This window comes from Spirochaetota bacterium, from assembly GCA_017999915.1.
Classification (GTDB): domain Bacteria; phylum Spirochaetota; class UBA4802; order UBA4802; family UBA5550; genus RBG-16-49-21.
In genome coordinates this window covers 1-24593 of the sequence record JAGNKX010000008.1, presented here as the reverse complement: position 1 = coordinate 24593, position 24593 = coordinate 1, and the positions used below count along the sequence as shown (strand labels likewise).

The window sequence follows — 24593 nt, the reverse complement described above, 5'->3', positions numbered from 1 at the left end:
TTTTATTGACAAATATGTCCCGTGCGTTTAACTGCCAATAATTATTTATTATAATTATTCAACATGATAACACTCAGCAACATCAGCCGTTATTTCTACTTTTGGTACTTTTATTTTTATAAAAGCCGCTCGTAGCTTTACGGACACTGATGTTGGTACAAGCCGCGGGCGGAAAGCCGGCGGCTTTTTAATGTGTGTTATCGCGCATATAATCCCAGGCCGCCGGACCTCCAGGCGGCCTTTTTCATGTTCGATCAAAAAATGGAGGAACCATATGAACGCAGCAGCAGCGACAAAGGCAAAGCCCGTTAAGCCGTCCGTTCCCTACGTGCTTGCCGGCAGGGACAACAGGGAAAGAACGGTCGTGAGGATCAATGACAGCGTTACGATCGGAGGGAAGGATATCTGCATCATCGCGGGGCCCTGCTCCATCGAGTCGTACGACCAGATAATGGAAACGGCCTTCCATATCAAAAAAGCCGGCGCCACCGTTCTCAGGGGCGGCGCGTACAAGCCGAGGACTTCTCCCTACGCGTTCCAGGGCATGGGGGCCGAGGGCCTCAAGCTGCTGCGCGCGGCCGGCGACGCCTACAACATGCCGGTCATCACCGAGGTCATGGACGCCGACGACCTCCCGGTCATAGCGGAGTTTTCGGACATCATCCAGGTGGGCGCGCGGAACTGCCAGAATTTCTCGCTCCTCAAAAAGCTGGGGAGGGCGTCAAAGCCGGTGCTCCTGAAGCGCGGCATGATGACCACCGTGGTGGAGCTCCTGATGAGCGCCGAGTACATCCTCGCGGAAGGGAACATGAACGTGATCCTGTGCGAGCGTGGTATCCGCACCTTCGAGACCGAGACCCGGAACACCCTGGACATATCGGCGGTGCCGGTGCTTCAGCAGAAGTCACACCTTCCGGTGGTGGTCGATCCCTCCCACGCGGCCGGGACATGGAAGCTCATTCACCCGCTCTCCCTGGCGGCCCTGGCGGCCGGCGCCGACGGGCTCATGATCGAGGTGCACCCGGACCCGGACAGCGCCCTTTCCGACGGCATGCAGTCCCTCAAGCCGGACAAGTTCAGCGATCTCATGGGCAGGATCGGCGAGATGGTCAGGCTGATGGACAGGGATATTCCCGCCGCGCGGTAAGGCGGATCGCCCCATTGATGGCGAGACAGGCGTACCATGGCCTGTCACTGGAAGCACCTGTCCCGCTTCGGGCTGATTGTTTTCATATGAATTTAATTATTCATCGCGCCGCAAGGATGTCAGCGTTTTATTGAATAAGACACGGAAGCCACCGCGAGGAGCCGTCCCTCGCCGTCCGTCATGTCGACCTGCCAGTGGGAAATGCTCTTCCCCTGTGACAGCATCCGGGCCGCCGCGGAAATCTTCCCTGACTTCGCGGCCCTGAGGTACGACACGGCCAGATTCACGGTGGTAACGGACGCAACCTCGTACACAAAAATGCAGCCGAATATCGCCACGGTATCGGCCAGCGTTCCGAAAACCCCGCCATGAAGAATCCTGTTGGGATTGAGAAGCTCCGGCCTTATGTCGATCTCGCCGCGGGCATGGCCTTTCTCGAGCTCCATCAGGCGGATACCGTTGTGTTCGATGTAGGTGCCCCCCGTCACGTCCGCGTACTTGAAGGTGAATCCGTTGCCCAGGGTTATGCTTTCCAGCGCGCTCTCCATGTCATGCCTCCTCACTGCGCGGTCCGATTCGATTGTCGCGGACGCCCCGCATCAGGCGTATCCGATTTCCGGCGTCAGGGCGATCCTGCTTCTCACAAAGACGCCGCTGCCCCGGGCTATCTCCCGGTCCTCCCCGTCATAGAGCACCGATTCGGCCACGAACTGGTTCGCCGATGCGCTCACGACCCTGCCCACGGCCCGCGTAATGCCGCCGGACACGGGACGCAGGAAAAAACTGTTGAACGTGGAGGTCAGGACGAAAACGTCCTCCACCAGGGAATTCACCGCGAAGAACGCGGCGTTGTCCATGGCGAGAAAATACATCGACCCGTGGAGCGCTCCGGCCGCGTGGAACAGCTCCCTTTTCACGGGGAGGGTGATTTCCGCCAGCCCCTCGCCGATCACCGCTTTCGCCCCCACAAGGTTCACGATCGGGGCGGAATGCATCATGTTCTCGAGCTTACGGTAATGCTCTTCGTTCTTCATGGCCTTACTCCTCATTATCACAACCGTAAACCGTTCGCGATCACAAATAGTGCCCGGACGCATCGGCAGGTCCTCGTTCCCGAAGGATTCATTCAACATTTCCCCTGTCGGCATTAACGAGCACCTTCCGCAGCGCAACCTTGACGGCCTCAACGGCCCCGGGCCCGACGCCTTCAAAGGCCTCGCCGAGGGCCGCGTCGACCGCGGCGGTCACGGCCTTCCTGACGCCGCCTCCCTCGTCGGTGAGGCGGATGATCAGGGCCCTCCGGTCTTCCGGGTCATTCTCGCGCCGCACCAGGCCGTCGCGCTCCATCCGGTCGATGAGGCCGGTCATGGTGGATGGCTCCAGTCCGGCGCGCCTCCCCAGGTCGGCGATCTTGATGCCCCCGGGGCTGCCGAGCTTGCCCAGGACCTCGTCGAGGCCTTCCTCCTTCCAGAGGCTCATGAGCACGCCCAGGTACGCCGGCTTGACGTGGCCGATTCCGGCATCGTTGAAGGCCTTCTTCAGCCCCGCGGTAATGGCCAGGGAGGCCCGGGTGATGAGATAGTAGGGGCACTCCGCGCTGTCCAGCATGTCAAATCCCTGTTTCCCGCTTTTCATATGTATAAATATAATACGTATACGTATTATCGGCAAGCAAAATATTTACTCCGCGTCGATTTTTTCAAATCCGGCGCGGTGTGATGCTATGATCAATTTCGTTGTATCGATGCGGATATGCCGCGCTATGCAGATTTTCTTGCGGAGGCTCTCATGTTATGGTCATCGAGCTTTTCCATGACGAACTCCAGTTCCCGCTCATTCAAAATAGCGTGCCTGAGCAAATAGGTCTCGATCCTGGGGGTTCGCGCATCCTGTTCAACGAGAAGCAGCGACACCTGACCGGACGTCAGCAGTCCCAGCCTGATCGCGCATGCGCCGAAGAGCTCTTTTCTTCTCCGGCTTCTCACAATGAGGGCGGTGTCGTCATCGGAAAGGAAATTCATTTCCCGGGCAAGCTTGCCGAGGTACGGCCGCTCGTTTTTTTGCCAGGTGAGGGACTCCACGACAATCTTGAAATCAATGACATCGAGGTAATAAAGATAATGGATGAGGCTGATGGCCACCGGCGGCATCTGATATTTATTCATCGATGAGAATAGAGTCTCGTCAATGGTTTTTTTCACCCAGGGTCCGCCTTTTGTGGCCCCGGTCCGGACATTCCCGCGGCCGGCGTGTTTCCTGGCCGGTCTGCGCTTTGCCTCAACGTACTGGAGGAGCATATCGTAGGCGAACGTGATCTCCTTGGACCGCTCGTCAAGTATCGACCTGTCCACGCCCAGCACAACGGCGCGGTCAGGATGGTTCTGGAATATTTTTTTCCGGTAGGTCTTTTTCAGAACGTTCGCGGTCAGGTTCTCCAGGCTGGGGAACCTGCTCATGTCGAACAGCATCATGTATGAATCCATGAGCTGCCCTGTCTCCACAGCGCCGGACCGATTCACTGAAGGGTCTCCGTGGTGTTCGAAACAATCACCGGAAGATTATCGCTCTTTTCTTCTTCATCAAAGTGAAAAATCGTATTGATGCATTCGACAAGCTTTTCCAGGTTCTGGCGGGCGCTGACCAGCTCGTGGGCGTGTTCCGCGACGGCGAGGAAAAGGGCGATTTTGTTGTACTGGTCCAGCTCGCTCGTTATCCTCTCCAGCCTGGCCTTGAGCTCCATTAGGGTTTCTGCTTTTTCATTCATTGTCGTATCCTCTTATTGCCGGATGGTCATCTCTCCTGGATTTGATCATCAGGAAATTTTTGAAGCTTGATACTTCAAGTATAAGCCATGCATACCCATTTGAATATAACGGAATTAACTAATTTCATGTAGTATGATATACCGAGGTATTAAGGGATTTATCCATGTTCACGTACAGGGAAAACCCCTACAGGTCGCGACATCATTTGATGACATCATTCCACTGGGTGCCACACGCAAAGAGAGGGCTTGCCATGCAAGCCCCCTCCAGAATTATCATATCTTCGATGGGAATATACTGCGCCGGGAAGGTACCAGCCGTCCCGATGGCCGGATGTGTCAGTGCCGGCCGTTAAGCGGTTACCTTTTTATCCGTCCCGAGCCGACCCATTCGTCCCAGTTCGATCCATACCCGTTATAATGTATCAGGTACTTGTTGTTATTCACTTTCAACACCGTGGCGGGGTACCAGCTCCCCTTCCAACTTACCCGCACCGAATCGCCGACATTATATTCAGGGGCGGTGTTGCTTTTTATCCTGTTCTCGGACACCCATTCGTCCCAGCTCGACGCGTAATCATCATAATGGATCAAATATTTGTTATTATCGATTTTAAGAATCGTCGCGGGATACAAGGCCCCCTTCCATTCCACCTTCACCTTGTCATTAACCTTGTAGGCAAACGCCGCCGCGCAACAGATCAGGCCGATGCCGATCGCCATAATGATTCTGCCAGAGAACTTTTTCATTGTATAACCTCGTAATAATTTTGATATGACTTATAAAAAATAAGTCATGGGTCATGCATGCCCTTCTCAGGCTGCATTTTTGGAATATAATGAGAGGTCGGTTTCAAAACATCCCCCAAAAGGGTGAGGCCCTGAAAAAAATGGGGCCTCTATAATGGTTGCTCGTTTCGCATAAAATGCCCTGTCCCGATAGATCGGGACTACGGGGTATTTTGTCGAATAATGTTTTGCGATCAGAGGCGGGTATTATTTTAACAGCACCACGGTGGCGTCGGCCTGCTGTTCCGATATGAGGTTGTACTCTTTCAGAAGGTTTATGAGCTGGATTTTATTATCAACGCCAAGCTTGTTATAGGCGGACGTGCAGTGGGTCTTCACCGTTTCGTTGGACAGCTTCAGCAAACGGGCAATATCCCTCCGCGAGTTGCCCTGGACGATGAGATTGATGACATCGGCCTCGCGCGGAGACAGGCGGTACCGCTCCCTGAAGCGGCTCAATCCCTTCACTTCCTTGCCGATGATGAGGACGCCTATGATGTCCCGGTGGGGGTCCCTGACTATTTTGAGCTTCGTATCGATAAGAACGGGGGAGCCGCCCGCGACCCTGTAGTGCATCCGGCTGGAAAAGCTCTCAAAGGCGCCGCTCCGCATCCGGTCCATCTCGCGGACAAGGTCGAGGTTTTCCTCGATGATATCGGGAAAGGGCCTGTTGGCGAGGGATTTCCGGTCAACGTTGAGGAGCTCCTCCGTCGCCCTGTTGATCCTGACGATGTTGAAATCGTTGTCGAGGAGTATAAAGGATTCATCGATGGTGGACACGATGCATTCGCTCACCACGGCCGGTGATATTTTCAAAAACTGGTACTTCACGATGGCGAACCATATCCCCCCCATCCAGAAGAGATATAAAATAGGAGACAGGGCCTTTGTATTATACCATTCGAGCTTTGAAAGAAAGATCTCGTCGATGGTGACTATTATGATGGAGGCCATCATTGAAAAGAAAATAATCCTTCCCTGGCTCCGCTCCTTGTTGGTTGTCGCCCGTCTGCTCCAGATAAAAAAGCAGACCGCCCCCGACGCCATGCAGATAAAGTAGTACGCGGCAATATAGAGGAGCCAGGGCGAGCCGTAATCGGGCAGGAATTCCCAGTAATCGCCCACCTTAACGAAATCCTTAAAAAGGATATAGCCCGTGAGGGAGCGGTAATAGATGGGGATGGCCGGCAGGTAGATAATGCCATAGACCATGGGCCCGAGCCTGACAAGCCCTGTGAGGGCCAGGCAGAAGTGGATGGTCATCGGATAAAAAATGATGTTGGGCAGGCTCCCCAGCCTGAACCAGAACAGGAACTCGCTTTTCGTGTCGGAGGAAAAAGCGAAGACCGCGCCGAGCGTCCAGAGGGCCATGGCGAGGCAGACCAGGAAAAAAATCCTGTTCACCGCGTGTTTTTTATTCACCAGGAGGACGTGGAGGCCCAGGTAGAGATAGACCACGAAGGCGATGTTTGCCAGGAGCGAGATGATGTTCATGGGGTTATCAGTATACTACGGGCTAAAGAAATCAACCATTAATGAAGGGGCCGAGCCACTACGCCCTGGCATTCTCCTGGAAGATCCGCCACCCTCCGGTGGGACCGCAGGACTGGCCGGCGTGATGTGCAACGACCGTAAAGCATACTTCAAACGTCGTGCGCCCCCGAGCGCGTTCAGCACCTACTTCTTCTTGAGAACAAACAGCTCCGCGTCATAAACGGTCTCCGCGCGTTCATATCCGTTTTTTTTCAGCAGATCCCTGTAATGGAGCTTCCGGTCGTCCCAGGCCCAGTTGCCGAGGACGACGACCCTGATGTCACCCTTGCGAATCCTCTCGTCGATGATCTCGCTGGAAACAAGGTGATACTTGATCAGCTTTTCGCGGGGCAGGCGCTTTTCCACATCCAGCCCGAAATGGTTTTCCATTCCCTCCATCGGCATGCATGAGGAGGAAATGAAATAGCCGGGCCACCAGCTGATGACGGCCCTGTCCCCTTCCGACAGTCTCTCCATGTCCGAGGTTATTTTCCTGACAGTGGGGATGGACCAGTTCGGCGCATTTTCATGGGTGACGATGCCCTGAACGTACTGCCCCCCATAGGTGAAACGGTACATCTCGCTGAAGGAAGCGATGGCATAGATAATGCCCATAACGGCCAGCATCGTGCCGACCTGTCCGGTCTGGCTCGGCCCGGACCGGGAGTCTTCATAGAACGCGTTGACCATGCCGGTGATGATGACGGCGAAAAAAGGCATCAATGCCGAGAAGTATTGAACATAAGTGGGTGTCGGCAGGAAATTGGTGATGCCGATAACAAGCATTATGCCCGTTGAAGTGATCATGGCCGGGCTTTTTGCCATGGTCTTCCACCTGAAGAACATTATTGACGCCACCAGCAGAAGAAAGAACTGCAGACTGGCGGCCCCTTCCACCCTGTTGAAGCCGACGAGCTCAAAGGCAATCTTTACTTTTTGCCCGATACTCTCAACAATGGTCGTGTCCAGCCGTATCCTGTGATAACCGAGGTTGTTGAACATGAAATTGTCCGGAGATATAATGAAGAAGGCGGCTATGGGAATCATGGCGACGGCGAAGCCAAGCAGGTAAAGCCCGAGATACGCATACCTGCGCTTCGGCTCTTTTTCGGCGAAAAGAATGCCGATCAGAAAGGCCGGAACGGCCGCGACAAAAAAAAGCCTGGTGCCCACCGATATCCCGAGGAGCATTCCACTCAGGAAGGACCTCGCTACACCCAAGGACCCGTCTCTGGCAAACAACAGTGCATATGATGAAAAAAGAAAGAAAATGGAGATGCCGTAAGTTTTTACTGTCGTATACCACCCGAAAGAAAAGCTGGACAGGGCGTATATGATGACCGCCATCAGCCCGGCGGCTTTCTTTTTTGTCATGCCTTCAACATGAAAATACAATAAAAACCCTATGGCGACCCCGGACAGAGCTGATAGCGCCCTGGCCGAATACCACGAGTATCCGAAAATCTTCATCCAGAAACCGTACACGTAGGGGAGCAGGGGCGTCTGGGGATAAAAGAAATCCAGATAGGGTTTCTTCCCGCTGGCCGCAAGATGGGACGCCAGGATATAAAACCCCTCATCGCCATCTATCAGCCGCAGCAGGGCCATGATAAAAAAGAGAGAAAGAATGACCGTTATCATGGCGACAAGCTTGACCGTTGAAAGCGAATTGATCTTTTTAATGACGTTTTCCAGCATTCAGTATGACCTCCCCCATGGTGTGACGCATCCAGGCATTATGCGGCCTGGCCCGGCATTGTATCGACAGTATTACGGGCACCTCAAAAAATCAGAATTTTCAATATTACAACATTGAATAATTCTGGCTTTTTACATCGAACGTGCCCGCATGGAACATCCACATTTGCTTTTCCCAGGTTCCCTTATGGCAATCCGGAATTGAACGCCTCTGTTCACCGCTCCCGGACATGGAGACAGCTTTCAGCGTCAATGGCAATTACAAATCATCACAGCTTCCGCCCCGCCTCGGACCCTTCCCTGATCGCCTCAAGGACCTGGCGCGCCTCAACGGCGTCGCCGATGACATGGACCTCGGCTACGGCGGCCGATGACGCCGACAGGTCATTGACGGGCTCCGCGCCCATGGCAAGGACGATGTAATCCATGCCCGAAATCGCCTCACGGCCTTCGAAGAGGGCGCCGTCGGCGGTGATCTCCCGCACGGTCGCGCCGGTGACGATCCGGACCTCCTTGCGGCGGAGCTTTTCCATGAGGAGCTCCCTTCCCTCGCTGAACATATCCGCTCCCACGGCGTCGGTCATTTCCACGATGGTCACCTCGGTCCTGCCGATGGTGATGTTGTCGCCGGTATTGGCAAGAAAGGAGGCGGCCTCGCATCCCACCATGCCGCCGCCGATGATCAGCGCCTTTCCCGGGGCGAGGTCCACGGTCCCGGCGAGGATCTCGTGGGCGGTAAAAACGTTGGCCCCGTCGGCGCCGGCGATGGCCGGCCTGCGGGCACGGGCCCCGGTTGCCACCACCAGGGCGTCGGGCTTCTCCCGGGCGACAAGCTCCGGGGTTACTTCAACGCCCAGGATGATGGAGGCCCCGGCCTTCTCCGCCCGGGAGGCGAGGTATTGCGTAACCTTGCAGAGCTCCTGCTTCCCCGGCGGAACCGCGGCCAGGATGAACTGCCCCCCCGGCACGGCTTCTTTCTCGTAACAGTGCACGTCATGGCCCGCCAGGGCGGCCACGCGGGCCGCCTCCAGGCCTGCCGGTCCGGCTCCGGCTATCATGACCTTTTTCCCGTGCGGGGCGCGCCGGATCTCCATCTCCGCCTCGCGGCCCAGGGCGGGATTCACGATGCAGGTCATGTCGCCGCCGCTCTCGCGGTTGCGCACGCACCCGAGGCCGCAGCCGATGCAGGGGGCGATGTCGTCCCAGTCACCGGCCGCAGCCTTGGCGGGCCAGGCCGGGTCCGCCAGCAATGCCCGTCCCAGCACCACCATGTCGGCGTCGCCGCGGCGCACGATGTCCTCCGCCATGCCGGGTTCGACGATCCTTCCCACCACCATCACCGGGACAGGGACCGCCTTCCTGATTTCAGCCGCGCCCTTGACATTGAGGCCGAAGGGCGTGCCGGTGGGCGGGATCACGCGCCACGACAGGTCGGGGTACACGCCGCTTGACATGTGGAAGCCGCTCACGCCGGCCTCGGCGAAGAGGGAGGCGATGTACTCGGTCTCGCGGATCTCCCTCCCGCCGGCGACCTGCTCCTCGGCGGAGAGGCGCATGGTAATGGGAAAATCTTTTCCCGCCTTTTCCTTCATCGCGTTGATCGCTTCCAGGGGGAACCGGAGTCGCCCCTCCAGGCCGCCGCCGTAAGAGTCGACGCGGCGGTTCCTCAGGGCAGAGAGGAAGGAACCGGCCAGCATGTAGCTGTGGGCCGCGTGGAACTCCAGGCCGTCGAACCCCGCCTCCCGGGCGCGGCGCGCGGCTTCGCCGAACTGTTCGATGATACCGTCTATCTCCTTAGCCGAGAGCTCCCGGCATTTCATCCTGGTCAGGTTGTTCACGATCCCGGCCGAGGGACCCACCGCGGCCGTGCCGTTGAAAAGGGGCGCCAGAGATTCGGGGCCGGGATGGGCGATCTGGGGGATGACGCGCGCGCCGTGGGAGTGGACGGCGTCGGTGAGGCGCTTGAGCCCCGGCACGAAGGAATCGTCCCAGAGACCGACGGTGCGGGGGATGTAGGGCGACATCCCGTCAATGGTGCACACCTCGAGGATGATGAGGCCGACGCCGCCCCGGGCCCGGGCCTCGTAGTAGTCGATGAGGCGCTGCGACACCGTGCCGTCGCCCTCGGCGAAATCGGTCGCCATGGGCGCCATGGCTATGCGGTTCTTTATCTCCATCGTCCCGATCATGAGGGGACTGAACAGCGTCGAAAGTTTTTTCATTGGTAATCCTCCAATAGATCCTTAACTGTGATAGCCCTAATCCCCTCACCTGCCACTCTGTGGCACCCTCTCCCATTAAGCTTGGAAAAAAGGAGATGGTTTCCTAGTGAACAGCCTTTATCCATTCTCCCCCTCTCCTTTCTTCATTTTATAATGGGAGAGGGGGAAGGGGGTGAGGGACGCAGCCATATAATTCGATAAAGCCACGTATATCAGGCCCGGGCATCCTTCCCATCGGCCCGCAGCGCCAGGGCCGTCCAGAGCGCCCCCAGGGCGTCGACGGCGGTGAAGCCGATAACTATCGGCTTCGCCATGCCCAGGAGAACAAAGGCGATCATGATGAGGAGCGCCAGTGAGCGCGTGAACACCGTGGCGCGGTACAGGGGCCGGAAGGCCGGGTGTGTGCCCGCCACAAAATAGTATACCCCCAGGTAGATGAGGATCATGCCGAAAAGCCTCACCATGAGGTAGTCATTGAGGCTCATCCCGGCTATGCCCAGGCTGAACTGCGGGAAGAACATGAGGGATATCCCGCAGGCCAGCACCCAGAATCCGAAATAAAAAATTGATTTGCCTGCACGAGTCATGGGGCCTCCTTTTCGTAACAGCGATAAATCTTTCAAGGTTCACGATATCATTCAGCTTCCAGGCGCGCCATGCCTTCCAGCCGGAGGGGCCTGCCGCGCTAATCGGCGATGCTCGCGGATTCCGCAGGTCCCGCGCGGCGCAGGGACGTTTCCAGGGCCTTTCTGGAAATGATGCGGATGGATTGGTCCTTCTTCACGCCGAAGATGCAGGTCTCCGGGTGAGTCGGCATCAGCAGGTCTATCTTCCTGCCGCGGATCTTCCCGCCGATATCCACGGCGAGGTATTCCTTCCCTCCGTAGGCGAAGAGGGTCCCCATCGGGATCACCGCCGGGTCCACGGCGGCGATGTTGATCTTTAGCGACCTGTAGTAATCGATGGGCCTGCCCGTGGCGGTGAGGCCGGCCCAGATCCCGTTGCAGCAGCTGCCGGGGCAGTAGGCCGTGACGGTGAAACCGTATACGTCAATGCCTCCAATAATACCGGCGGCGCCCACCAGCGCCTTCGGCGGGACCATGATCCTCAACGCTATCGATTGCAGCATTATTATGATGGAGAAGAAAACAGCGATTATTGAAACAGCAAGAAAAATGCCTTTTTTATCCCGGGTCGAGGTGATCATAGGAACTCTCTGAAAACAATCATGATAGGAATCGCGGCCCACCCTATCACGGGACAGGGGTCCGTAGATTAAAAAAAACGACCGGCCCGGAATTTGTCAATGGTTAATGGGAATATTTTCCTGATTTCCATGAAAAAACCGGCTCATCCCGCGCCGCATCCGGGTCCGATGCCGCTCCGGAGATTGGAAGCGCTGCGATTAAAACCCGGTCATGTCGAATTTCCAGTAGGGGCCCTCCTTGACAAAGGGCAGCTCCATGCCGTTGTCGACGCGGATGACCGTACGGGGGCCCCGCCGGTCGATGCCGACAATGGCGCGCTTCGTGGCGGCGCCGATGACATTCTTGTCCTTTTCCAGGGCCAGGGTCAGGGCGCAGTAATCGCGGACCGATAATTTCTTCAGCCGCTCCGCCGGCACGTTGAATTTTTCAGAAAGGGCCTCCAGCTGCCGCTCCTCCATGCGGGAGAAAAGAGCCGTCATGGTGCGTATCTTTTTTTTGCTTCCCGCGGAGAGCTGGCCCTCGAGGCCTGCCGCGTCCGATTTCCCGAAAGCCTCCTTCAGATCGTGGAAGGCCGCCTGGGGAGTGAGGGCGGCCCGGGGCGCGCACGACAGGAGGGCGATCAGCGGAACCAGGAAAACCGGGAGCAATCTCAGTAGACGCATCGCGTCACCCCCCCCTCGAACTCGATGATCATATTGTCGATAAGCCTGGTTTCTCCGTAAAAGACCGCGGCGGCGATGACCGATTTTTCCGCGACGGCGTCGACGAGCTCCAGGTCGCGGTAGCGAACGACGGAGATGTAATCGATCTTCGTCGGGCTCGATTCGTCTATGACGGCCGTCATGGCCTTCGTGAGGGCCCGCGCGGAACGCTCCCCGGACTTCATCAGCTCCTCGGCTCTTTTCAGTGCGCGGCTGATGGCCACGGCCCTTGTCCGCTCGTCGGGGGAAAGGCGCTTGTTGCGGGAGCTCATGGCGAGGCCGTCGTCCTCCCGCACCGTGGGCGCTATGATGATGCGCACCGGGAAGTTCAGGTCGGCGGTCATCTTCTCGATGCTCACCGCCTGCTGGATGTCCTTCTGACCGAAGACGGAAACGTCGGGCTGGACGATGTTGAAGAGCTTGCTCACCACGGTATAGACGCCGCGAAAGTGGCCCGGCCGGTGGGCGCCGCACAGGTTTTTCGGCAGGACCTCCACGTCGACGAAGGTCAGGTTGTCCCGGTACATTTCCCCTTCGCCGGGGACGAAGATCAGGTCCGCGCCGGCGCCCCGGGCGAGGTCGAAGTCCCGCTCCAGGTCCACCGGATAGCTGTCGAAATCCTTTGGATCGTTGAACTGGATCCGGTTCACGAAGATGCTCATGACCTGGTACTGGCTGTGCTTCTTCGATTCCTCCACCAGGGACAGGTGCCCCCGGTGCAGGTAGCCCATGGTGGGAACAAAGCCGATCCTCTTTCCCCCGGAGCGAGCCCGCGCCACATGTTCGCGGACTTCCTGTATGGTGTGTACGACCTGCATTGTTATGACCCCCCTGTCCCCCTGAGGGGGCGCGGAATATTATTTTATTCCATTACAAGATTCAGCCAGTGAAGCAACAAAAATATTTTTCTCATTCAATTTTTTTCAAAAAAAGATCAGCTTGCAGTTGCTCATCGGAATTTATTATATAAAGGCACATTCACGCATGCCCCCTCAGGGGGACGTGGGGGTCTAATGTTTCTCCGCGGCGATGAGCATCATGTCGCCCATGCGGAGCCGCTTGGCCATGGCATCGGCGATCTTCCGCGGAAGCGACCCCGACTTTCCGAAGCCGCTGCCGTAGGTAGCGCACTCTACGATCCGGAAGCCTTTCCGCTCAAGCAATTTTTCAATGCCCGTGATGGAAAAAAAGTAGAGGTGCTCCGGGAAATTGTAGAAGCGCCACTCCTTGCCGAAGAGGCGCATGAAGTTAAGTCCGCCGGAGCGGCAGGTCGAGATGTAGAGACGCCCTCCCCTTTTCAGCTCGAAGTGGGCCTTTTCCAGGAACCGGTCCGGGTAGTGGAGGTGCTCGATGGATGCCCAGAGGGTGATAAGGTCGAAGGGCCTGGCAAAATCGATCTCCAGGTAATCATCCTCGTACACGGCAAGGCCCGCGCCGCGGGCGAACTCCACGCAGGCCCGGGATATGTCGACCCCGGTGGTCTCCCATCCGCGGTCGTGCATGTAGGAGAGGAAATAGCCGGCGGCGCACCCTATGTCGAGGACCCTTTTCTCCTCACCGAGGCGCATCTCGAACTCGAAGAACCCGAGGTCCTTCAGGTTGAGGCTGATGACGCGCTCGATCTCACGCCGGGTCTCGTCGGAAAAATAATTGTCATAGCCCCTGTCGGTCCTCGTGGCGAAGTACGACTCGCCGTAGAAGGCGCCTATCTCTTCCGGGCCGGGACGGGGGGAGACGTATTCAAGGCCGCACTTCGGACACTTCACCAGGGTAAAGGGCGTTCCGCCGCGGGAAGCCTTCTCGTACCGCGGTTTACCCTCGGCGCTGCCGCATATGATGCACTTGACGGTTTCCATGGCCGATATGATCCTGTTGAACCATCCTGGACAAGTTGTTAAATCATACCATATTGTATTGCGACGGCAAGCATCAGGGGCGTCACTGCTAATTCTTCCGCCCCGGATTTAGAAAATTATCTCACCCCTCGCCTATAATTGCAAGAAGAATTTATTGGGAAGCGCGATACTTCGATCCTTTAATCGAGGATAGATCCCGTGTGTCTCCTTTCCGCACCCTGTTTCCCAATCCCTTATTTATTCTTGCCATCCATGCCGATTATTGATATATTATCCCTTGTCTGACAATCTTCAAAAAATGGAGAACACTATGGGCAGAGGGATCAACAACAACGCTTCCGGCGGAACGGTGTACTTTCTCGGATTTATCGGCGCGGCCGTTTACTTCATTTCAAACTCAGCGGGCTTCTGGATGGGAGTGCTGGGCTTTCTAAAAGCCATTGTGTGGCCCGCTTTCCTTGTTTACGAGGCATTGAAACACTTCGGCATATGAGAAAATGCATAAGCGGCCTGCCATGATAAAATGCGTCCCTGCGGCGGGATTATTTTTCTTATCGCTATTTTCGCTTTCAGCCATGAATACCGATGACAATGGAGAGACATTGTTCCGGAGGTATTGCGGCAGGTGCCATGGCGACAGTGACAAAAGGAGCGGCTCCCTGGTGTTTCATTCAAAGAACACCATCATTTCACGCTACAGAAAAAGGCCGAAACAGCTGCTCTACAAGCTGGAACACATTGAAAAAGAATCCATCAGCAATATCATGGTAACGGCCATCCACAATATAGAAGATAAAAAGGTCCTCCGATCGATAGTGAGCCATCTTGCGGACCCGGAGACGGCTAAAGACAGCAGGGAGCAGGCCCTGTAGGCGAAGCCGTGATCCCAATCATGCACTGTCAAGGAAGCATAACATGCAGAAGGAAAAAAGAGACTTTGACCGGGACGCCGGCACCTGGGACGAAAAACCCCAAAGAGTAAAACTGGCGAAGGATATCTTCCGGTCCATTGACGCGGCGGTGGGTATCAGGCGGGGCATGGATGCCATGGATTTCGGGTGCGGCACCGGCCTCCTGTCGCTGCTAGTGCTGGAGCGCACCGGCGGCGTCGCCTGCGCGGACAGCTCCGCCGGAATGCTCGATGTGCTGGCGTCAAAGGTCAGGGCCGCCGGCCTATCGGGGGTAACGACCATTCACCTCACTTCCGACGACGGTGACGGGCTTACAGGAAGTTACGACCTGGTCACCAGCGCCATGACCTTTCACCATGTCCGGGACGTCCCCTCCCTCGTGAAGAGACTCGCGGGCCTCCTGAACAGGGGCGGAATATTGTGCGTGGCGGACCTGGATCCCGACAACGGCGGGTTTCATGATGACAATACCGGCGTGTTCCACTGCGGCTTTGCCCGGGACGAGATGATGGGCCATTTCAAGGACGCGGGACTCATCAACGTTGCATCCTCCGATGCAGCGGTTGTCGAGAAAAAGAATGAATCCGGCGAGGCGGTGAGCTTCACCGTGTTTCTTGTCACCGGCGCCAGGCCGTAAAACCGCAGAACGATTCTTTACGGCGCCGGGGCCCCGCGCATATGAAGCATCCTGTCCGGGCCGCTGCTTACCGGCCGATATAAATCACCGCCATGACGACGGCCCTTTCCTGTTTCGACAGGTTCATCACGTTGTGGGGCACACTGGCCCTGTAGTAAACGCTGTCGCCCTCCTCCAGGGTTTCCTGCCTGTTGCCCAGGGTCACCCTGACCGCGCCTTCGGTGACCAGGAGAAACTCCTCGCCATCGTGGACCGACAGCTCGTCGTTGCCGGCGTCCGGCGTGAGGGTCAGGAGGAATATCTCCATGTTACGGTCGGTTACGCCGCTTGCCAGGGACTTGTAGCGGTAGTTCGGCCGCTCCGGAGTGCCGGTGACGTGGCGCGCGATGTTCAGGCGGTCCTTGTTGCGCACTATCGTATAGCCGGACCCGGGGCCTTCTCCCAGGAGGAATCCCGTTTCGATCCGGAAGGCCCTGGCTATCTTCACGATGGTGATGACATCGGGCAGTATCCGGCGGTCTTCAATGGCCGCGAGCTTGTCCACGTCGATGTCGGAGATCCATGAGAGCTGTTCCAGGCTGAGATGGTGCCTGGCGCGTAGGTCTTTCAGGCGTTGCGCGATGGGGATGACTTCTTCGGTTTTCTCCTGCTCCCGATAGAAGCTCTGCACGTCTTCGAAATAATCCCGGTATTCCTTGCTTTCGTACATTACGTCCATACTACATTCTCGCTTGAGTAAATTCTTTCCCCTCATGTCAAGGACCGCACGGGTATCGCATGTCCGCCCGGGGACAGCAGAGATGATCCGCCAAAAACGTCACAACGAGCCCGTGTGTAGGACGCATATAGACTATAACTTTCGAGCCCCGAATTTGTCAAGGATTATGCCCCTCCCGGAACCCATTAATGCGGACGCGCTGGGACCGCCATCCTTCCGTTCCCGGCGGACACCCTGTTTAACAATTGACAGAATTGATCAGTCCCGCGATGGTAGGGTATATCCAGGTGTGGATTATTCCATTCTATAAGAACATGTATTCCATGGAGAGAAGAACACTATGAACAAAGAACGAACGATTACAATGGCCGCAGGGGCGTTATTATCCGCACTGGTCCTGGTAGCGGCCGGTGTGGCAGGATGTTCCAAGGGAGGGAAAAACGGCGCCTCCGATACCGCGTCGCTGCCGTCAGAGGGAACCCTGACCGTCACGGTCTATGCCTATTGCCCCTGCGCAAAATGCAATACCCGCCCATGGAGGGGCATGGTGGCCACCGGGCAGACGATGCAGAAGATCCTTGCTGAGGGGAAAAACATCTGCGCGGCGGACCCGAAGGTGATACCGATGGGAGCCACGGTGACCTACAACGGGAAGAATTACCTTGTCGCGGACACGGGAAGCAATATAAAAGGCAACACCATCAATATTCTCCTGGGATCCCACAGGGAAGTCTATGACTTCGGAAAAAAGGAGAATCAAACCATATCATATAAAAAGTAGCGGTACCGCGGAATTACCGTTCGTGTTATTATAAGCATCAGACCGGGAGAATTCCGCCGCCTGACGAATCAATTGATCGCAGCGCGCCCAATCCCCGAAGCTCTGCTCCGGGGATGAGAGCGCTAAACATTATGCGACACAATACCCCGTAGCTTGTTGCGGGGTATTTCATTAAGGAGCCGGCGGCTTCCTCAGCCTTCTATTTTTCAGCTTTTAAAACCTCAGCCAGGCACTCCTGCGAGGATTTATACAGCGTGGACTTGCCCTCTTTCCCCATTGGCAGAGATTCTTCACAAGTGCCGTAACGGTACTGCCTGTTCACGGTAAAAAAATAGAACATGGCGCAGCCTTTTCCAGGGATCGGTCTCTGGCTGGTTTTTATTGTAGGGATCATGGCCTTTTCCGCATCTTTAAAGCACGAGGAGCATTTATCTCTCAGCTTTCCCTTCCTGCCCGAAGGGGTGATATTCCTCCCGGCGCTGTCGATCAGACGGGCGGTACCGTCCATTTTGACGACCAGCAGAACCAGGGCATCGCCACGCCATTGCTCCATCAGGACATGGACCAGGCCGTTATCCTCGATATTATCGCTCAGCGTTATGGAAACCTCCGAGAAAATCCTCTCCCTCGCCTGAATGTAGGCGTCGGGAACGGGGAGAGCTCCCTTCACTTCTTCGATGGAGTGCGCGGCGATAGCCGCGGCCAGCAGGCAGATACAAGACAGTGCTATCTTCATTTTTACTTCCTGGTATTGAAAAGCTATTATAAATATTAAAGTGAGGTTGCAGCCCCCGGTTTCGTTCGGGAACCGCCCGTTTATCGAGCGAAGCGTTGCAGTGAGCCTGTCGAACTGTCAGGCCCCCCTAATGGTGGCTGATGGAAAAGCCGAGGGAGTCCTGACCGACGATCTGCGACAGGTCCTTCACCAGGCCGTCCGTGGGCTTCACGTTGAAGGTCGCATGGGCCTTGATGATCTTCTCCCCTTCCCGGGCGTTGACGTGGAAGAAGATGGGGCAGTCCCCCTTGTGGCGGGTGAAGATCGCTTCCATGGTCTTGAGAATATCGTCGTCCACGCCGATGGCGTCGAGGCGAATATGCAGGGCCGATATCGACTCCTGCCGCACCTCCTTCAACGACTTCACGGCAGTGGCGATGAGCTTCATCAGGGTGTCGCTCTCCGCCTCGATGGTGCCGGTGACCATGAGGGGCGCGCCGCTCATGACGAGCTGCTCGTGCCTGGAGAGCACCTTCTCGAAGATGATGACCTCGACGGAGCTGTCCATGTCCTCCAGCTCCGCAAGGGCGTAGCGCTTCCCGGTCTTCTGGGCCCGCTTCACCTGGAGGTTCGTGAGGATACCCACGACGGAGACGCTCCTGCCGTTGTGCTCCTCGGAGAGATTCGACAGGGAGACAGAGGAAAACATTCGTATCTCCTTCTCGAACTTCGCCAGGGGATGGCTCGATATGTAGAGCCCCAGGACCTCCTTTTCATGGGAGAGCTTCTCGTTGTCGTGCCATTCCGGTATGGAGAGGAGATCCACGTGGACGCCGGCTCCCGCGGCGGCGGCCTGCTCTCCGCCGAAAAGGTTACCCTGGCCGGAGGCCCGGTCCTCCTGGAGGCGGCGACCCGCCTCGAGGAGGATGTCGATAGAGGCGAAAAGCTGGGCCCGGTTCTCGTGGAGACAGTCCATGGCGCCGGCCTTGATGAGGGATTCCAGCACGCCCTTGTTCACCGTGAGGGAGTCGATGTTCTCGAGGAAGTCCTTGAGGGAGTCGAAGTTCCCCGCCCGCTTCCGGGCAGCCACGATCGACTCGATGGCCTTTGAGCCCACGCCCTTGATCGCGGAGAGGCCGAAGCGGATCGACTTCCCCTCGATGGTGAAGTCGTAGTCGCTCCGGTTCACCGACGGCGGCAGCACGTCGATGCCGTTGGCGCGGCAGTCGTTGATGTACTGGATCACGTCGTCCTGGCGGTCCGGCTGGGCCGACAGGAGGGAGGTCATGTACTGCAGGGGATAGTGCGCCTTCAGGAAAGCTGTCTGGTAGGCCACCAGGGCGTAGGCGGCCGAGTGGGACTTGTTGAAGCCGTACTCGCCGAACTTCTTGATCATGTTATAGAGATTCTCGGCAAGGTTCTTGTCGATGCCGTTCTTCTGCGCCCCCTTCAGGAACTTATCCTCCAGGGCGTTGATGATGTCCATGTTCTTTTTACCCATGGCCTTGCGCAGCTTGTCCGCTTCCGGCATGGTGAAACCGGCGATGATCTGGGAGATCCGCATGACCTGCTCCTGGTAGACGACCACGCCGAGGGTGTCTTTCAGGATCGCCTCCAGGCTCCTGTGGGGATAGTCGACGAGCTTCGGGTTCCGCTTCCGCTTGATGAAGTCGTCGGCCATGCCGGAGTTCAGGGGGCCGGGGCGGTAGAGCGCCACGATGGCGATGATGTCCTCGAAGCAGGTGGGCCCCAGGCGGCGGAGCAGGGTCTGCATGCCGCCGCTTTCAAGCTGGAACACGCCCTTGGTGTCCGCCTTCTTGAGGAGATCGTACGACTTTTTATCGTCGAGGGGGATCGCGTCGATGTCCACGGTCTCGCCCTTCGTTTCCCTGATGAGTTTCAGGCATTTATCGATGATGGTGAGGTTCTTCAGGCCCAGGAAGTCCATCTTCACCAGGCCCGCTTTTTCCAGGGCGTTCTTCTCGTATTGCGAGGATATGGCGCCGTCCTTGTCCATGTAGAGCGGCACGTAGTCGGTGAGGGGCCCCCGAGATATGACGATGCCGGCGGCGTGGCGTCCGGCGGACCTGACCAGGCCCTCGAGCCTGAGGGACGTGTCGATGAGGTCCTTGCCGTACTCGCGGTCCCTGTGCAGGGCCTGGAATTCCTTCGACTTTGCCAGGGACTTGGCCAGCTCCTTTTCCTCGATGAGCTTGCTGATCTCGTTGGCCTTCGTGAAGGGAATGTCCATGGCCCGGGCCACGTCCTTGATCACGGCCTTCGCCGACATGGTATTGAAGGTGATGATCTGGCTCACGTGGTCGTCGCCGTACTTGGCCCGGACATAATCGATGACCTCGCCGCGCCGGTCCGCGCAGAAGTCGAGGTCCATATCAGGCATCTCGTTCCGCTCCGGGTTCAGGAAGCGCTCGAAGAGGAGGTCGTACCGGAGCGGGTCAAGGGCCGTTATGCCCAGGCAGTAGGAGACCATGGAACCGGCGGCGGAGCCGCGTCCCGGTCCCACCGGCACACCCTGCTGGCGCGCGTAGTTAATGACGTCCCACACCACGAGGAAATAGCCGGAGAATTTCATGTTAATGATAACCGAAAGCTCGTAATCGATACGCTTGCGAACCTCGTCGGGAACACTGCCGCCGTACCGGACCGCGGCCCCTTTCTCCACCAGATGCCTCAGGTAGGTGTCCAGGTTGAAGCCGTCGGGCACCTCGAAATGCGGCAGGATCGGCTTGCCCAGCTCCAGCTCCACCTCGACCATCTCCGCAATCTTCAGGGTGTTGAACATGGCGTCGGGATAGTCAGGGAAGAGGGAGCGCATTTCATCGGCCGACTTCAAGTAGAATTCGTCGGAGGGGAACTTCATGCGGTCAGTATCCTTCATGAGCTTCCCGGTCTGGACGCAGAGGAGGACCTCGTGGGAGCGGGCATCCTCCCTGTTCACGTAATGGGCATCATTGGTGGCGATGAGGGGGATGTCCATGTCGACGCCCATCTTCACCAGCTCCCTGTTCACGGTTTCCTGCTCGGCGATGTTGTGGTACTGCAGCTCCAGGTAAAAATTATCCTTCCCGAATATCTCCCTGAAGCGGCCCGCCAGCTCCCGCGCCTCCCGGTCCTTTCCCCTGAGGATCAGGGACGGTATCTGCCCCCCCAGGCACGCCGACGAGCAGACCAGGCCCTCGCTGTGGCGCTCGAGCACCTCGAAATCGATACGTGGCTTGTAGTAGAAGCCCTCGACGTAGCCGATGGAGGAGAGCTTCATGAGGTTGCGGTAGCCCTTGGCGCTGCGGGCCAGGAGGATGAGGTGGTACGCCTTCTCCTCCCCGTTGTTCCGGCTCGATTCCTTCACGGTGCGCGGTCCCGGCGCCATGTAGAACTCCTCGCCGATGATCGGCTTGATGCCGGCCTTGCGCGCCGCCTGGTAAAAATCGATGGCGCCGAACATGTTGCCATGATCAGTCAGGGCCACGGCCTTCATGCCCAGCTCTGCCGCTTTTTTTACCAGCTTGTCAACTGTTATGGCGCCGTCCAGGATCGAGTAGTCGGTATGATTGTGGAGATGCACAAAATCCATGGCCCTATCCTTTTCAGGATGGGACATAATTTCAAGCAATTAATTGGCGGGCCTATCCAAAAAGATAATTTTCCAGTGACCGGAACAATTATTTCTATTTCTTCTATATAATAGTTTATGGACAATTCCCAAAAAGTGCCAAATCTACCGATAACAATCGGTAAAATATTATATTACTCTGACACCGTTAATCCTTGAAATAAAAAATCGCATGTAGATCAACTTTATTATCACAAAAAGTTTTTACATTTATAAACTCGTAGAACCAGAAGGATATACCCCAATCGAAATTTATCTACTGGCAGTTTCCTGAAAAACTCCCTCCTTGGAGTTTTTGCCGACGCTTTTTAGCACATCCTGCGCTGCGTCGGCATTCGGACATACTGTCCTGCACATGTCGGTTTTACGAAGTGAATTCGTAAAACCTCACATTTTTCTCGGCTAGAGCCTCGAAAAATGGCGATACATCCATGAATCGTTTAGCAGTTTGCTGTTTTTCAGCAAACTGCTAGTCATACAATGTTATATGATCTAACAGCTTACAATTATACACCTATCAAATAACCCTGTCTTTGCAGGGAAATCTTAATATCTCTTGACATATCTACAAAAAATCGTTATTTATTATTATCAATCAAATGGAGGGTTATAATGAACATTAAATATTTTTTCGCAATTGTAATTGTGGCAGCTTGCGTAGCGGCAATACCGGGTTGTAAAACCACCATAGATTACCCTTCCGGCGACAAATATGTCGGCGCCGCAAAGGACAAGGTGAGAGACGGTGAAGGTGAATACCAGTGGAAATCCGGCGACAAGTATGTCGGCCCCTACAGGGCGGGCAAGCGCCACGGTGAGGGACTCTACACGTGGGCCAGCGGTGAAACCTACAAAGGGATTTACAGCAGCAGCGTTAAAGACGGTAAGGGGACCTACACATGGCTATCAGGCGATAAATATGAAGGGGAATTCAAAGACGGAAAAATGAACGGCCAGGGAACCTACACCTGGAAATCGGGCGACAAGTATGTCGGCGAGTTCAAGGATGATAAGAGAAACGGCCAGGGAACGATGACCTATGCCGACGGAAGGGTGCAAAAAGGCGTCTGGAAGGATAATATATACCAGGGAGAAAAATAATATATGGAGGTAATCTTTGAGGCGCTGGAATATACCTCGGAGGATACCTTTGTTCAAGGTGAATACCGCTTTTCAGGAAGCACTGAGAGCGGATGGACGATAACACGAAACGGTAGGGCACATCTTACTCTGGGCAGGGGATACCGTTTACTGCGAACGCTCTACTGCGGTATCTGTTCCACCGATCTTGCCAGAAGATACATGCCCTTTCCCCTTCCCCAGATAATTGGCCACGAAGCAGTGGCGCGGGACGAGGAGGGACGCAATTACATCGTCGAGATAAACGATACCTGCGTTTCCAGGGGTGACGTCTCCCCTGAGATCTTCTGTAAAAGCGGCCTTCCCACTCACTGCCCCGGAAGGATGGTCCTTGGCATAGATCGTCTTCCGGGGGGGTTCGCCCCGTGGATACTGGTGCCAGAGTACGCGGCAATCCCGATCGATGATCTGCCGCCGCGATCAGCGGTCCTTATAGAGCCCTTTGCGGCGGCCCTCCATGCAGTTACCGTATCCCCTCCTTGCAGCGGCGACTCAGTAGCCGTCGTAGGAGCCGGAAGGCTGGGACTGCTTATTGTCGCCGCCCTTGCTGCCCAGAGGCAAGTCGGCGGGTATCACTTTGCCATCACCGTCCTTGATGTTAACAGCGGAAATCTTGATCGCGCCCGTGTTCTTGGCGCGGATGATGTAATTGTTGTTTACTCTGACACCCCCCATAAACTCCGCGGCCATTTTGACACTGTCTTCGATGCATCAGGTACGCCGGAGGGTCTGGACCTGGCCCTGGCCATCTCTCGCAGGGAAGTTCATCTTAAATCAACCCACGGGAGGGAATATCACGGCATAAAGCATTTAACCGAACTCGTGGTTGATGAGCTCTCACTGCTCACCTTTTCTACAGAAAACCTGGACTATCTCTGGTCAAAAAATGACAATATCAATAAATGGGTATATATTGCACCAGGTTGCGGGTCTGTGGATATTCCCAATCGTTTTAAACAATACCATGATGTCATATCATCAGCAGAATCATATTTAAAAGGAAAAGATTTTTACAACCGCATACCACGTTTTGATATAGCAATAGCTTCATCTGCGGAAGAAATAGACCTATGCATAAGACCGTCATCGAATAACGAACAATCTTTGGTGAAGCCTCGCGGCGCAATTCTTTTTAAGGGCTCCGGGAAAGCTAATCCTCTACTGAATTTCATCAATTCTGGCAAACGAATAAGAACGAGTCGATGCGGTAATTTCAAGGAGGCAATAAATTGCATAAAGAAAGACATTGGTATCCTTACATCAATGGAAAAAAATATTATTACCCATGAATTTCCCGTATCACAACTTGCCGATGCCTTTGATACGGCAAGGGGTGATGACGCAATAAAGGTGATCATTCATCATAAAGATTCCTGACTCTGACCCCTATTTTATCAATATTATTAAATTTATTACTCTGCCCTTTTTTTTATAATAATCTACTCTGACACCATAAATAAATTATAAAATATGACATTTTTTGAAATTATTCACTTTTTTTATTGACACTATTGACGATATGTTAATTATGCATTAACTTTTTATTTTAATTCGCATTTCAAGCGAAATCATAGGGGAATAAAATGAATAAGGAACTACGAGAAGATTACGAACTTATCGCAAAGCATTGTCCAGAGTGTGAATCTTTAGTAATGGCCAAACTGGAAAAGCAAAAAACAGGCACGATGAAGTATAGCGGGTATAAATGCTCTCAATGCGACTGGTCAAGTCCTGTCAATATGAGCGATATTAACTAAACATACATGATTTATCATTAATAATAGATCGACCTCGAATAAAATCTGATCATATTCATTCTGACTCGTATGAATTTTAATCAGATATCACATCTAATTCTTCATGTAATAATACTAAATAAAATTTTTTACTCAAATATCTCCCTGGGAAATATTCTTTTCCGATACAAATCTTCATATTCAAGAAGCTTTTTCAGCCGCTCCTCATAGGTGTTTCCGAGTTTCAGGAAATACTCGGAATATGTTATCGGCACCGGCGGTATATACTCCCTGTCAACATAGGCCCTGAATCCTCCATAGGCGTACTTCCGGGGATCACTGACATACTTGCTCCGCACCGGATTATACGCCGTGTAAAGAAATACATTCCAGAAATAGTGGACAG

The 24593-nt window shown here is 55.3% G+C and carries 25 protein-coding genes; 7 read left to right on the top strand and 18 right to left on the bottom strand.

The annotated features are described in order from the left end of the window. The first annotated feature begins 190 nt into the window (after positions 1 to 190). Complete coding sequence (gene aroF, locus KA369_12585; protein ID MBP7736804.1) at positions 191 to 1147, top strand: 3-deoxy-7-phosphoheptulonate synthase; 957 nt, start codon at positions 191 to 193, stop codon at positions 1145 to 1147. Positions 1148 to 1266: 119 nt separating this feature from the next. Here the strand turns inward: aroF and KA369_12580 are convergent, their stop codons facing one another. The 14 genes from KA369_12580 to KA369_12515 form a co-directional block, all read right to left on the bottom strand. After that, on the bottom strand, positions 1267 to 1695 hold the full coding sequence (locus KA369_12580) for a PaaI family thioesterase (GenBank protein ID MBP7736803.1): 429 nt from the start codon (positions 1693 to 1695) through the stop codon (positions 1267 to 1269). Between the two features lie 51 nt (positions 1696 to 1746). After that, the gene (locus KA369_12575) at positions 1747 to 2181 is read right to left on the bottom strand and encodes a PaaI family thioesterase (GenBank protein MBP7736802.1); all 435 of its coding nucleotides are present in this window, start codon (positions 2179 to 2181) and stop codon (positions 1747 to 1749) included. An 88-nt stretch (positions 2182 to 2269) separates the two neighbouring features. After that, complete coding sequence (locus KA369_12570; protein MBP7736801.1) at positions 2270 to 2755, bottom strand: MarR family transcriptional regulator; 486 nt, start codon at positions 2753 to 2755, stop codon at positions 2270 to 2272. A gap of 152 nt (positions 2756 to 2907) precedes the next feature. After that, positions 2908 to 3666 carry a hypothetical protein gene (locus KA369_12565; GenBank protein ID MBP7736800.1) on the bottom strand — a complete coding sequence of 253 codons (759 nt, stop codon included), beginning with the start codon at positions 3664 to 3666 and terminating at the stop codon, positions 2908 to 2910. After that, the gene (locus KA369_12560) at positions 3663 to 3911 is read right to left on the bottom strand and encodes a hypothetical protein (GenBank protein MBP7736799.1); all 249 of its coding nucleotides are present in this window, start codon (positions 3909 to 3911) and stop codon (positions 3663 to 3665) included. The genes KA369_12565 and KA369_12560 overlap by 4 nt, the downstream gene beginning before the upstream one ends. A gap of 360 nt (positions 3912 to 4271) precedes the next feature. Beyond that, entirely contained in the window at positions 4272 to 4661 is a 390-nt protein-coding gene (locus tag KA369_12555) for an RNA-binding protein (GenBank protein ID MBP7736798.1), read from the bottom strand. Between the two features lie 246 nt (positions 4662 to 4907). After that, entirely contained in the window at positions 4908 to 6194 is a 1287-nt protein-coding gene (locus KA369_12550; GenBank protein ID MBP7736797.1) for a PAS domain-containing protein, read from the bottom strand. A gap of 183 nt (positions 6195 to 6377) precedes the next feature. Further along, complete coding sequence (locus KA369_12545; protein MBP7736796.1) at positions 6378 to 7931, bottom strand: glycosyltransferase family 39 protein; 1554 nt, start codon at positions 7929 to 7931, stop codon at positions 6378 to 6380. Between the two features lie 269 nt (positions 7932 to 8200). After that, positions 8201 to 10153 (bottom strand): FAD-dependent oxidoreductase, encoded by a 1953-nt coding sequence (locus tag KA369_12540; GenBank protein ID MBP7736795.1) that lies wholly within the window; start codon positions 10151 to 10153, stop codon positions 8201 to 8203. A 212-nt stretch (positions 10154 to 10365) separates the two neighbouring features. Next, positions 10366 to 10740: a hypothetical protein gene (locus tag KA369_12535; GenBank protein MBP7736794.1), complete on the bottom strand. Its 375-nt coding sequence runs from the start codon at positions 10738 to 10740 to the stop codon at positions 10366 to 10368. Positions 10741 to 10838: 98 nt separating this feature from the next. Beyond that, entirely contained in the window at positions 10839 to 11360 is a 522-nt protein-coding gene (locus KA369_12530; GenBank protein MBP7736793.1) for a 3D domain-containing protein, read from the bottom strand. Positions 11361 to 11558: 198 nt separating this feature from the next. Further along, positions 11559 to 12023 (bottom strand): hypothetical protein, encoded by a 465-nt coding sequence (locus tag KA369_12525; protein ID MBP7736792.1) that lies wholly within the window; start codon positions 12021 to 12023, stop codon positions 11559 to 11561. Next, the gene (locus KA369_12520; protein MBP7736791.1) at positions 12011 to 12880 is read right to left on the bottom strand and encodes a pantoate--beta-alanine ligase; all 870 of its coding nucleotides are present in this window, start codon (positions 12878 to 12880) and stop codon (positions 12011 to 12013) included. The genes KA369_12525 and KA369_12520 overlap by 13 nt, the downstream gene beginning before the upstream one ends. A gap of 192 nt (positions 12881 to 13072) precedes the next feature. Beyond that, positions 13073 to 13918, bottom strand: a complete 846-nt coding sequence (locus KA369_12515; GenBank protein ID MBP7736790.1) for a class I SAM-dependent methyltransferase — start codon at positions 13916 to 13918, stop codon at positions 13073 to 13075. 310 nt (positions 13919 to 14228) lie between these two features. Here KA369_12515 and KA369_12510 point away from each other — a divergent pair, with 310 nt between their 5' ends. The 3 genes from KA369_12510 (at position 14229) to KA369_12500 (ending at position 15466) form a co-directional block, all read left to right on the top strand. Continuing rightward, positions 14229 to 14411 carry a hypothetical protein gene (locus KA369_12510; GenBank protein ID MBP7736789.1) on the top strand — a complete coding sequence of 61 codons (183 nt, stop codon included), beginning with the start codon at positions 14229 to 14231 and terminating at the stop codon, positions 14409 to 14411. Between the two features lie 82 nt (positions 14412 to 14493). Continuing rightward, the gene (locus KA369_12505; protein ID MBP7736788.1) at positions 14494 to 14790 is read left to right on the top strand and encodes a hypothetical protein; all 297 of its coding nucleotides are present in this window, start codon (positions 14494 to 14496) and stop codon (positions 14788 to 14790) included. Between the two features lie 43 nt (positions 14791 to 14833). After that, the gene (locus KA369_12500; GenBank protein ID MBP7736787.1) at positions 14834 to 15466 is read left to right on the top strand and encodes a class I SAM-dependent methyltransferase; all 633 of its coding nucleotides are present in this window, start codon (positions 14834 to 14836) and stop codon (positions 15464 to 15466) included. A gap of 67 nt (positions 15467 to 15533) precedes the next feature. On the opposite strand, the gene KA369_12495 is transcribed toward KA369_12500, so the two are convergent. Further along, positions 15534 to 16184, bottom strand: coding sequence for a cupin domain-containing protein (locus KA369_12495; GenBank protein MBP7736786.1), 651 nt, complete (start codon positions 16182 to 16184; stop codon positions 15534 to 15536). A 340-nt stretch (positions 16185 to 16524) separates the two neighbouring features. On the opposite strand from KA369_12495, the gene KA369_12490 reads away from it, so the two are divergent. Beyond that, the gene (locus KA369_12490; protein MBP7736785.1) at positions 16525 to 16965 is read left to right on the top strand and encodes a 3D domain-containing protein; all 441 of its coding nucleotides are present in this window, start codon (positions 16525 to 16527) and stop codon (positions 16963 to 16965) included. Positions 16966 to 17164: 199 nt separating this feature from the next. On the opposite strand, the gene KA369_12485 is transcribed toward KA369_12490, so the two are convergent. Together KA369_12485 and dnaE are read right to left on the bottom strand one after the other, a co-directional pair. Continuing rightward, positions 17165 to 17701: a hypothetical protein gene (locus KA369_12485; GenBank protein ID MBP7736784.1), complete on the bottom strand. Its 537-nt coding sequence runs from the start codon at positions 17699 to 17701 to the stop codon at positions 17165 to 17167. Between the two features lie 127 nt (positions 17702 to 17828). Continuing rightward, complete coding sequence (dnaE, locus tag KA369_12480; GenBank protein ID MBP7736783.1) at positions 17829 to 21272, bottom strand: DNA polymerase III subunit alpha; 3444 nt, start codon at positions 21270 to 21272, stop codon at positions 17829 to 17831. A gap of 651 nt (positions 21273 to 21923) precedes the next feature. Here dnaE and KA369_12475 point away from each other — a divergent pair. Together KA369_12475 and KA369_12470 are read left to right on the top strand one after the other, a co-directional pair. Continuing rightward, positions 21924 to 22412, top strand: coding sequence for a hypothetical protein (locus tag KA369_12475; protein ID MBP7736782.1), 489 nt, complete (start codon positions 21924 to 21926; stop codon positions 22410 to 22412). Positions 22413 to 22415: 3 nt separating this feature from the next. Beyond that, positions 22416 to 23828, top strand: coding sequence for an alcohol dehydrogenase catalytic domain-containing protein (locus KA369_12470; protein ID MBP7736781.1), 1413 nt, complete (start codon positions 22416 to 22418; stop codon positions 23826 to 23828). A gap of 508 nt (positions 23829 to 24336) precedes the next feature. Here the strand turns inward: KA369_12470 and KA369_12465 are convergent. Beyond that, a partial coding sequence (locus tag KA369_12465) for a hypothetical protein (protein ID MBP7736780.1) occupies positions 24337 to 24593 on the bottom strand: 257 nt, incomplete at its 5' end.

What these genes read in the sequence shown, in the direction of transcription:
- aroF (MBP7736804.1), top strand. Translation starts at nt 191, where the DNA reads ATGTGTGTTATCGCGCATATAATCCCAGGCCGCCGGACCTCCAGGCGG.
- KA369_12580 (MBP7736803.1), bottom strand. Translation starts at nt 1,695, where the DNA reads ATGGAGAGCGCGCTGGAAAGCATAACCCTGGGCAACGGATTCACCTTC.
- KA369_12575 (MBP7736802.1), bottom strand. Translation starts at nt 2,181, where the DNA reads ATGAAGAACGAAGAGCATTACCGTAAGCTCGAGAACATGATGCATTCC.
- KA369_12570 (MBP7736801.1), bottom strand. Translation starts at nt 2,755, where the DNA reads ATGCTGGACAGCGCGGAGTGCCCCTACTATCTCATCACCCGGGCCTCC.
- KA369_12560 (MBP7736799.1), bottom strand. Translation starts at nt 3,911, where the DNA reads ATGAATGAAAAAGCAGAAACCCTAATGGAGCTCAAGGCCAGGCTGGAG.
- KA369_12555 (MBP7736798.1), bottom strand. Translation starts at nt 4,661, where the DNA reads ATGAAAAAGTTCTCTGGCAGAATCATTATGGCGATCGGCATCGGCCTG.
- KA369_12550 (MBP7736797.1), bottom strand. Translation starts at nt 6,194, where the DNA reads ATGAACATCATCTCGCTCCTGGCAAACATCGCCTTCGTGGTCTATCTC.
- KA369_12545 (MBP7736796.1), bottom strand. Translation starts at nt 7,931, where the DNA reads ATGCTGGAAAACGTCATTAAAAAGATCAATTCGCTTTCAACGGTCAAG.
- KA369_12540 (MBP7736795.1), bottom strand. Translation starts at nt 10,153, where the DNA reads ATGAAAAAACTTTCGACGCTGTTCAGTCCCCTCATGATCGGGACGATG.
- KA369_12535 (MBP7736794.1), bottom strand. Translation starts at nt 10,740, where the DNA reads ATGACTCGTGCAGGCAAATCAATTTTTTATTTCGGATTCTGGGTGCTG.
- KA369_12530 (MBP7736793.1), bottom strand. Translation starts at nt 11,360, where the DNA reads ATGATCACCTCGACCCGGGATAAAAAAGGCATTTTTCTTGCTGTTTCA.
- KA369_12525 (MBP7736792.1), bottom strand. Translation starts at nt 12,023, where the DNA reads ATGCGTCTACTGAGATTGCTCCCGGTTTTCCTGGTTCCGCTGATCGCC.
- KA369_12520 (MBP7736791.1), bottom strand. Translation starts at nt 12,880, where the DNA reads ATGCAGGTCGTACACACCATACAGGAAGTCCGCGAACATGTGGCGCGG.
- KA369_12515 (MBP7736790.1), bottom strand. Translation starts at nt 13,918, where the DNA reads ATGGAAACCGTCAAGTGCATCATATGCGGCAGCGCCGAGGGTAAACCG.
- KA369_12510 (MBP7736789.1), top strand. Translation starts at nt 14,229, where the DNA reads ATGGGCAGAGGGATCAACAACAACGCTTCCGGCGGAACGGTGTACTTT.
- KA369_12505 (MBP7736788.1), top strand. Translation starts at nt 14,494, where the DNA reads ATGAATACCGATGACAATGGAGAGACATTGTTCCGGAGGTATTGCGGC.
- KA369_12500 (MBP7736787.1), top strand. Translation starts at nt 14,834, where the DNA reads ATGCAGAAGGAAAAAAGAGACTTTGACCGGGACGCCGGCACCTGGGAC.
- KA369_12495 (MBP7736786.1), bottom strand. Translation starts at nt 16,184, where the DNA reads ATGGACGTAATGTACGAAAGCAAGGAATACCGGGATTATTTCGAAGAC.
- KA369_12490 (MBP7736785.1), top strand. Translation starts at nt 16,525, where the DNA reads ATGAACAAAGAACGAACGATTACAATGGCCGCAGGGGCGTTATTATCC.
- KA369_12485 (MBP7736784.1), bottom strand. Translation starts at nt 17,701, where the DNA reads ATGAAGATAGCACTGTCTTGTATCTGCCTGCTGGCCGCGGCTATCGCC.
- dnaE (MBP7736783.1), bottom strand. Translation starts at nt 21,272, where the DNA reads ATGGATTTTGTGCATCTCCACAATCATACCGACTACTCGATCCTGGAC.
- KA369_12475 (MBP7736782.1), top strand. Translation starts at nt 21,924, where the DNA reads ATGAACATTAAATATTTTTTCGCAATTGTAATTGTGGCAGCTTGCGTA.
- KA369_12470 (MBP7736781.1), top strand. Translation starts at nt 22,416, where the DNA reads ATGGAGGTAATCTTTGAGGCGCTGGAATATACCTCGGAGGATACCTTT.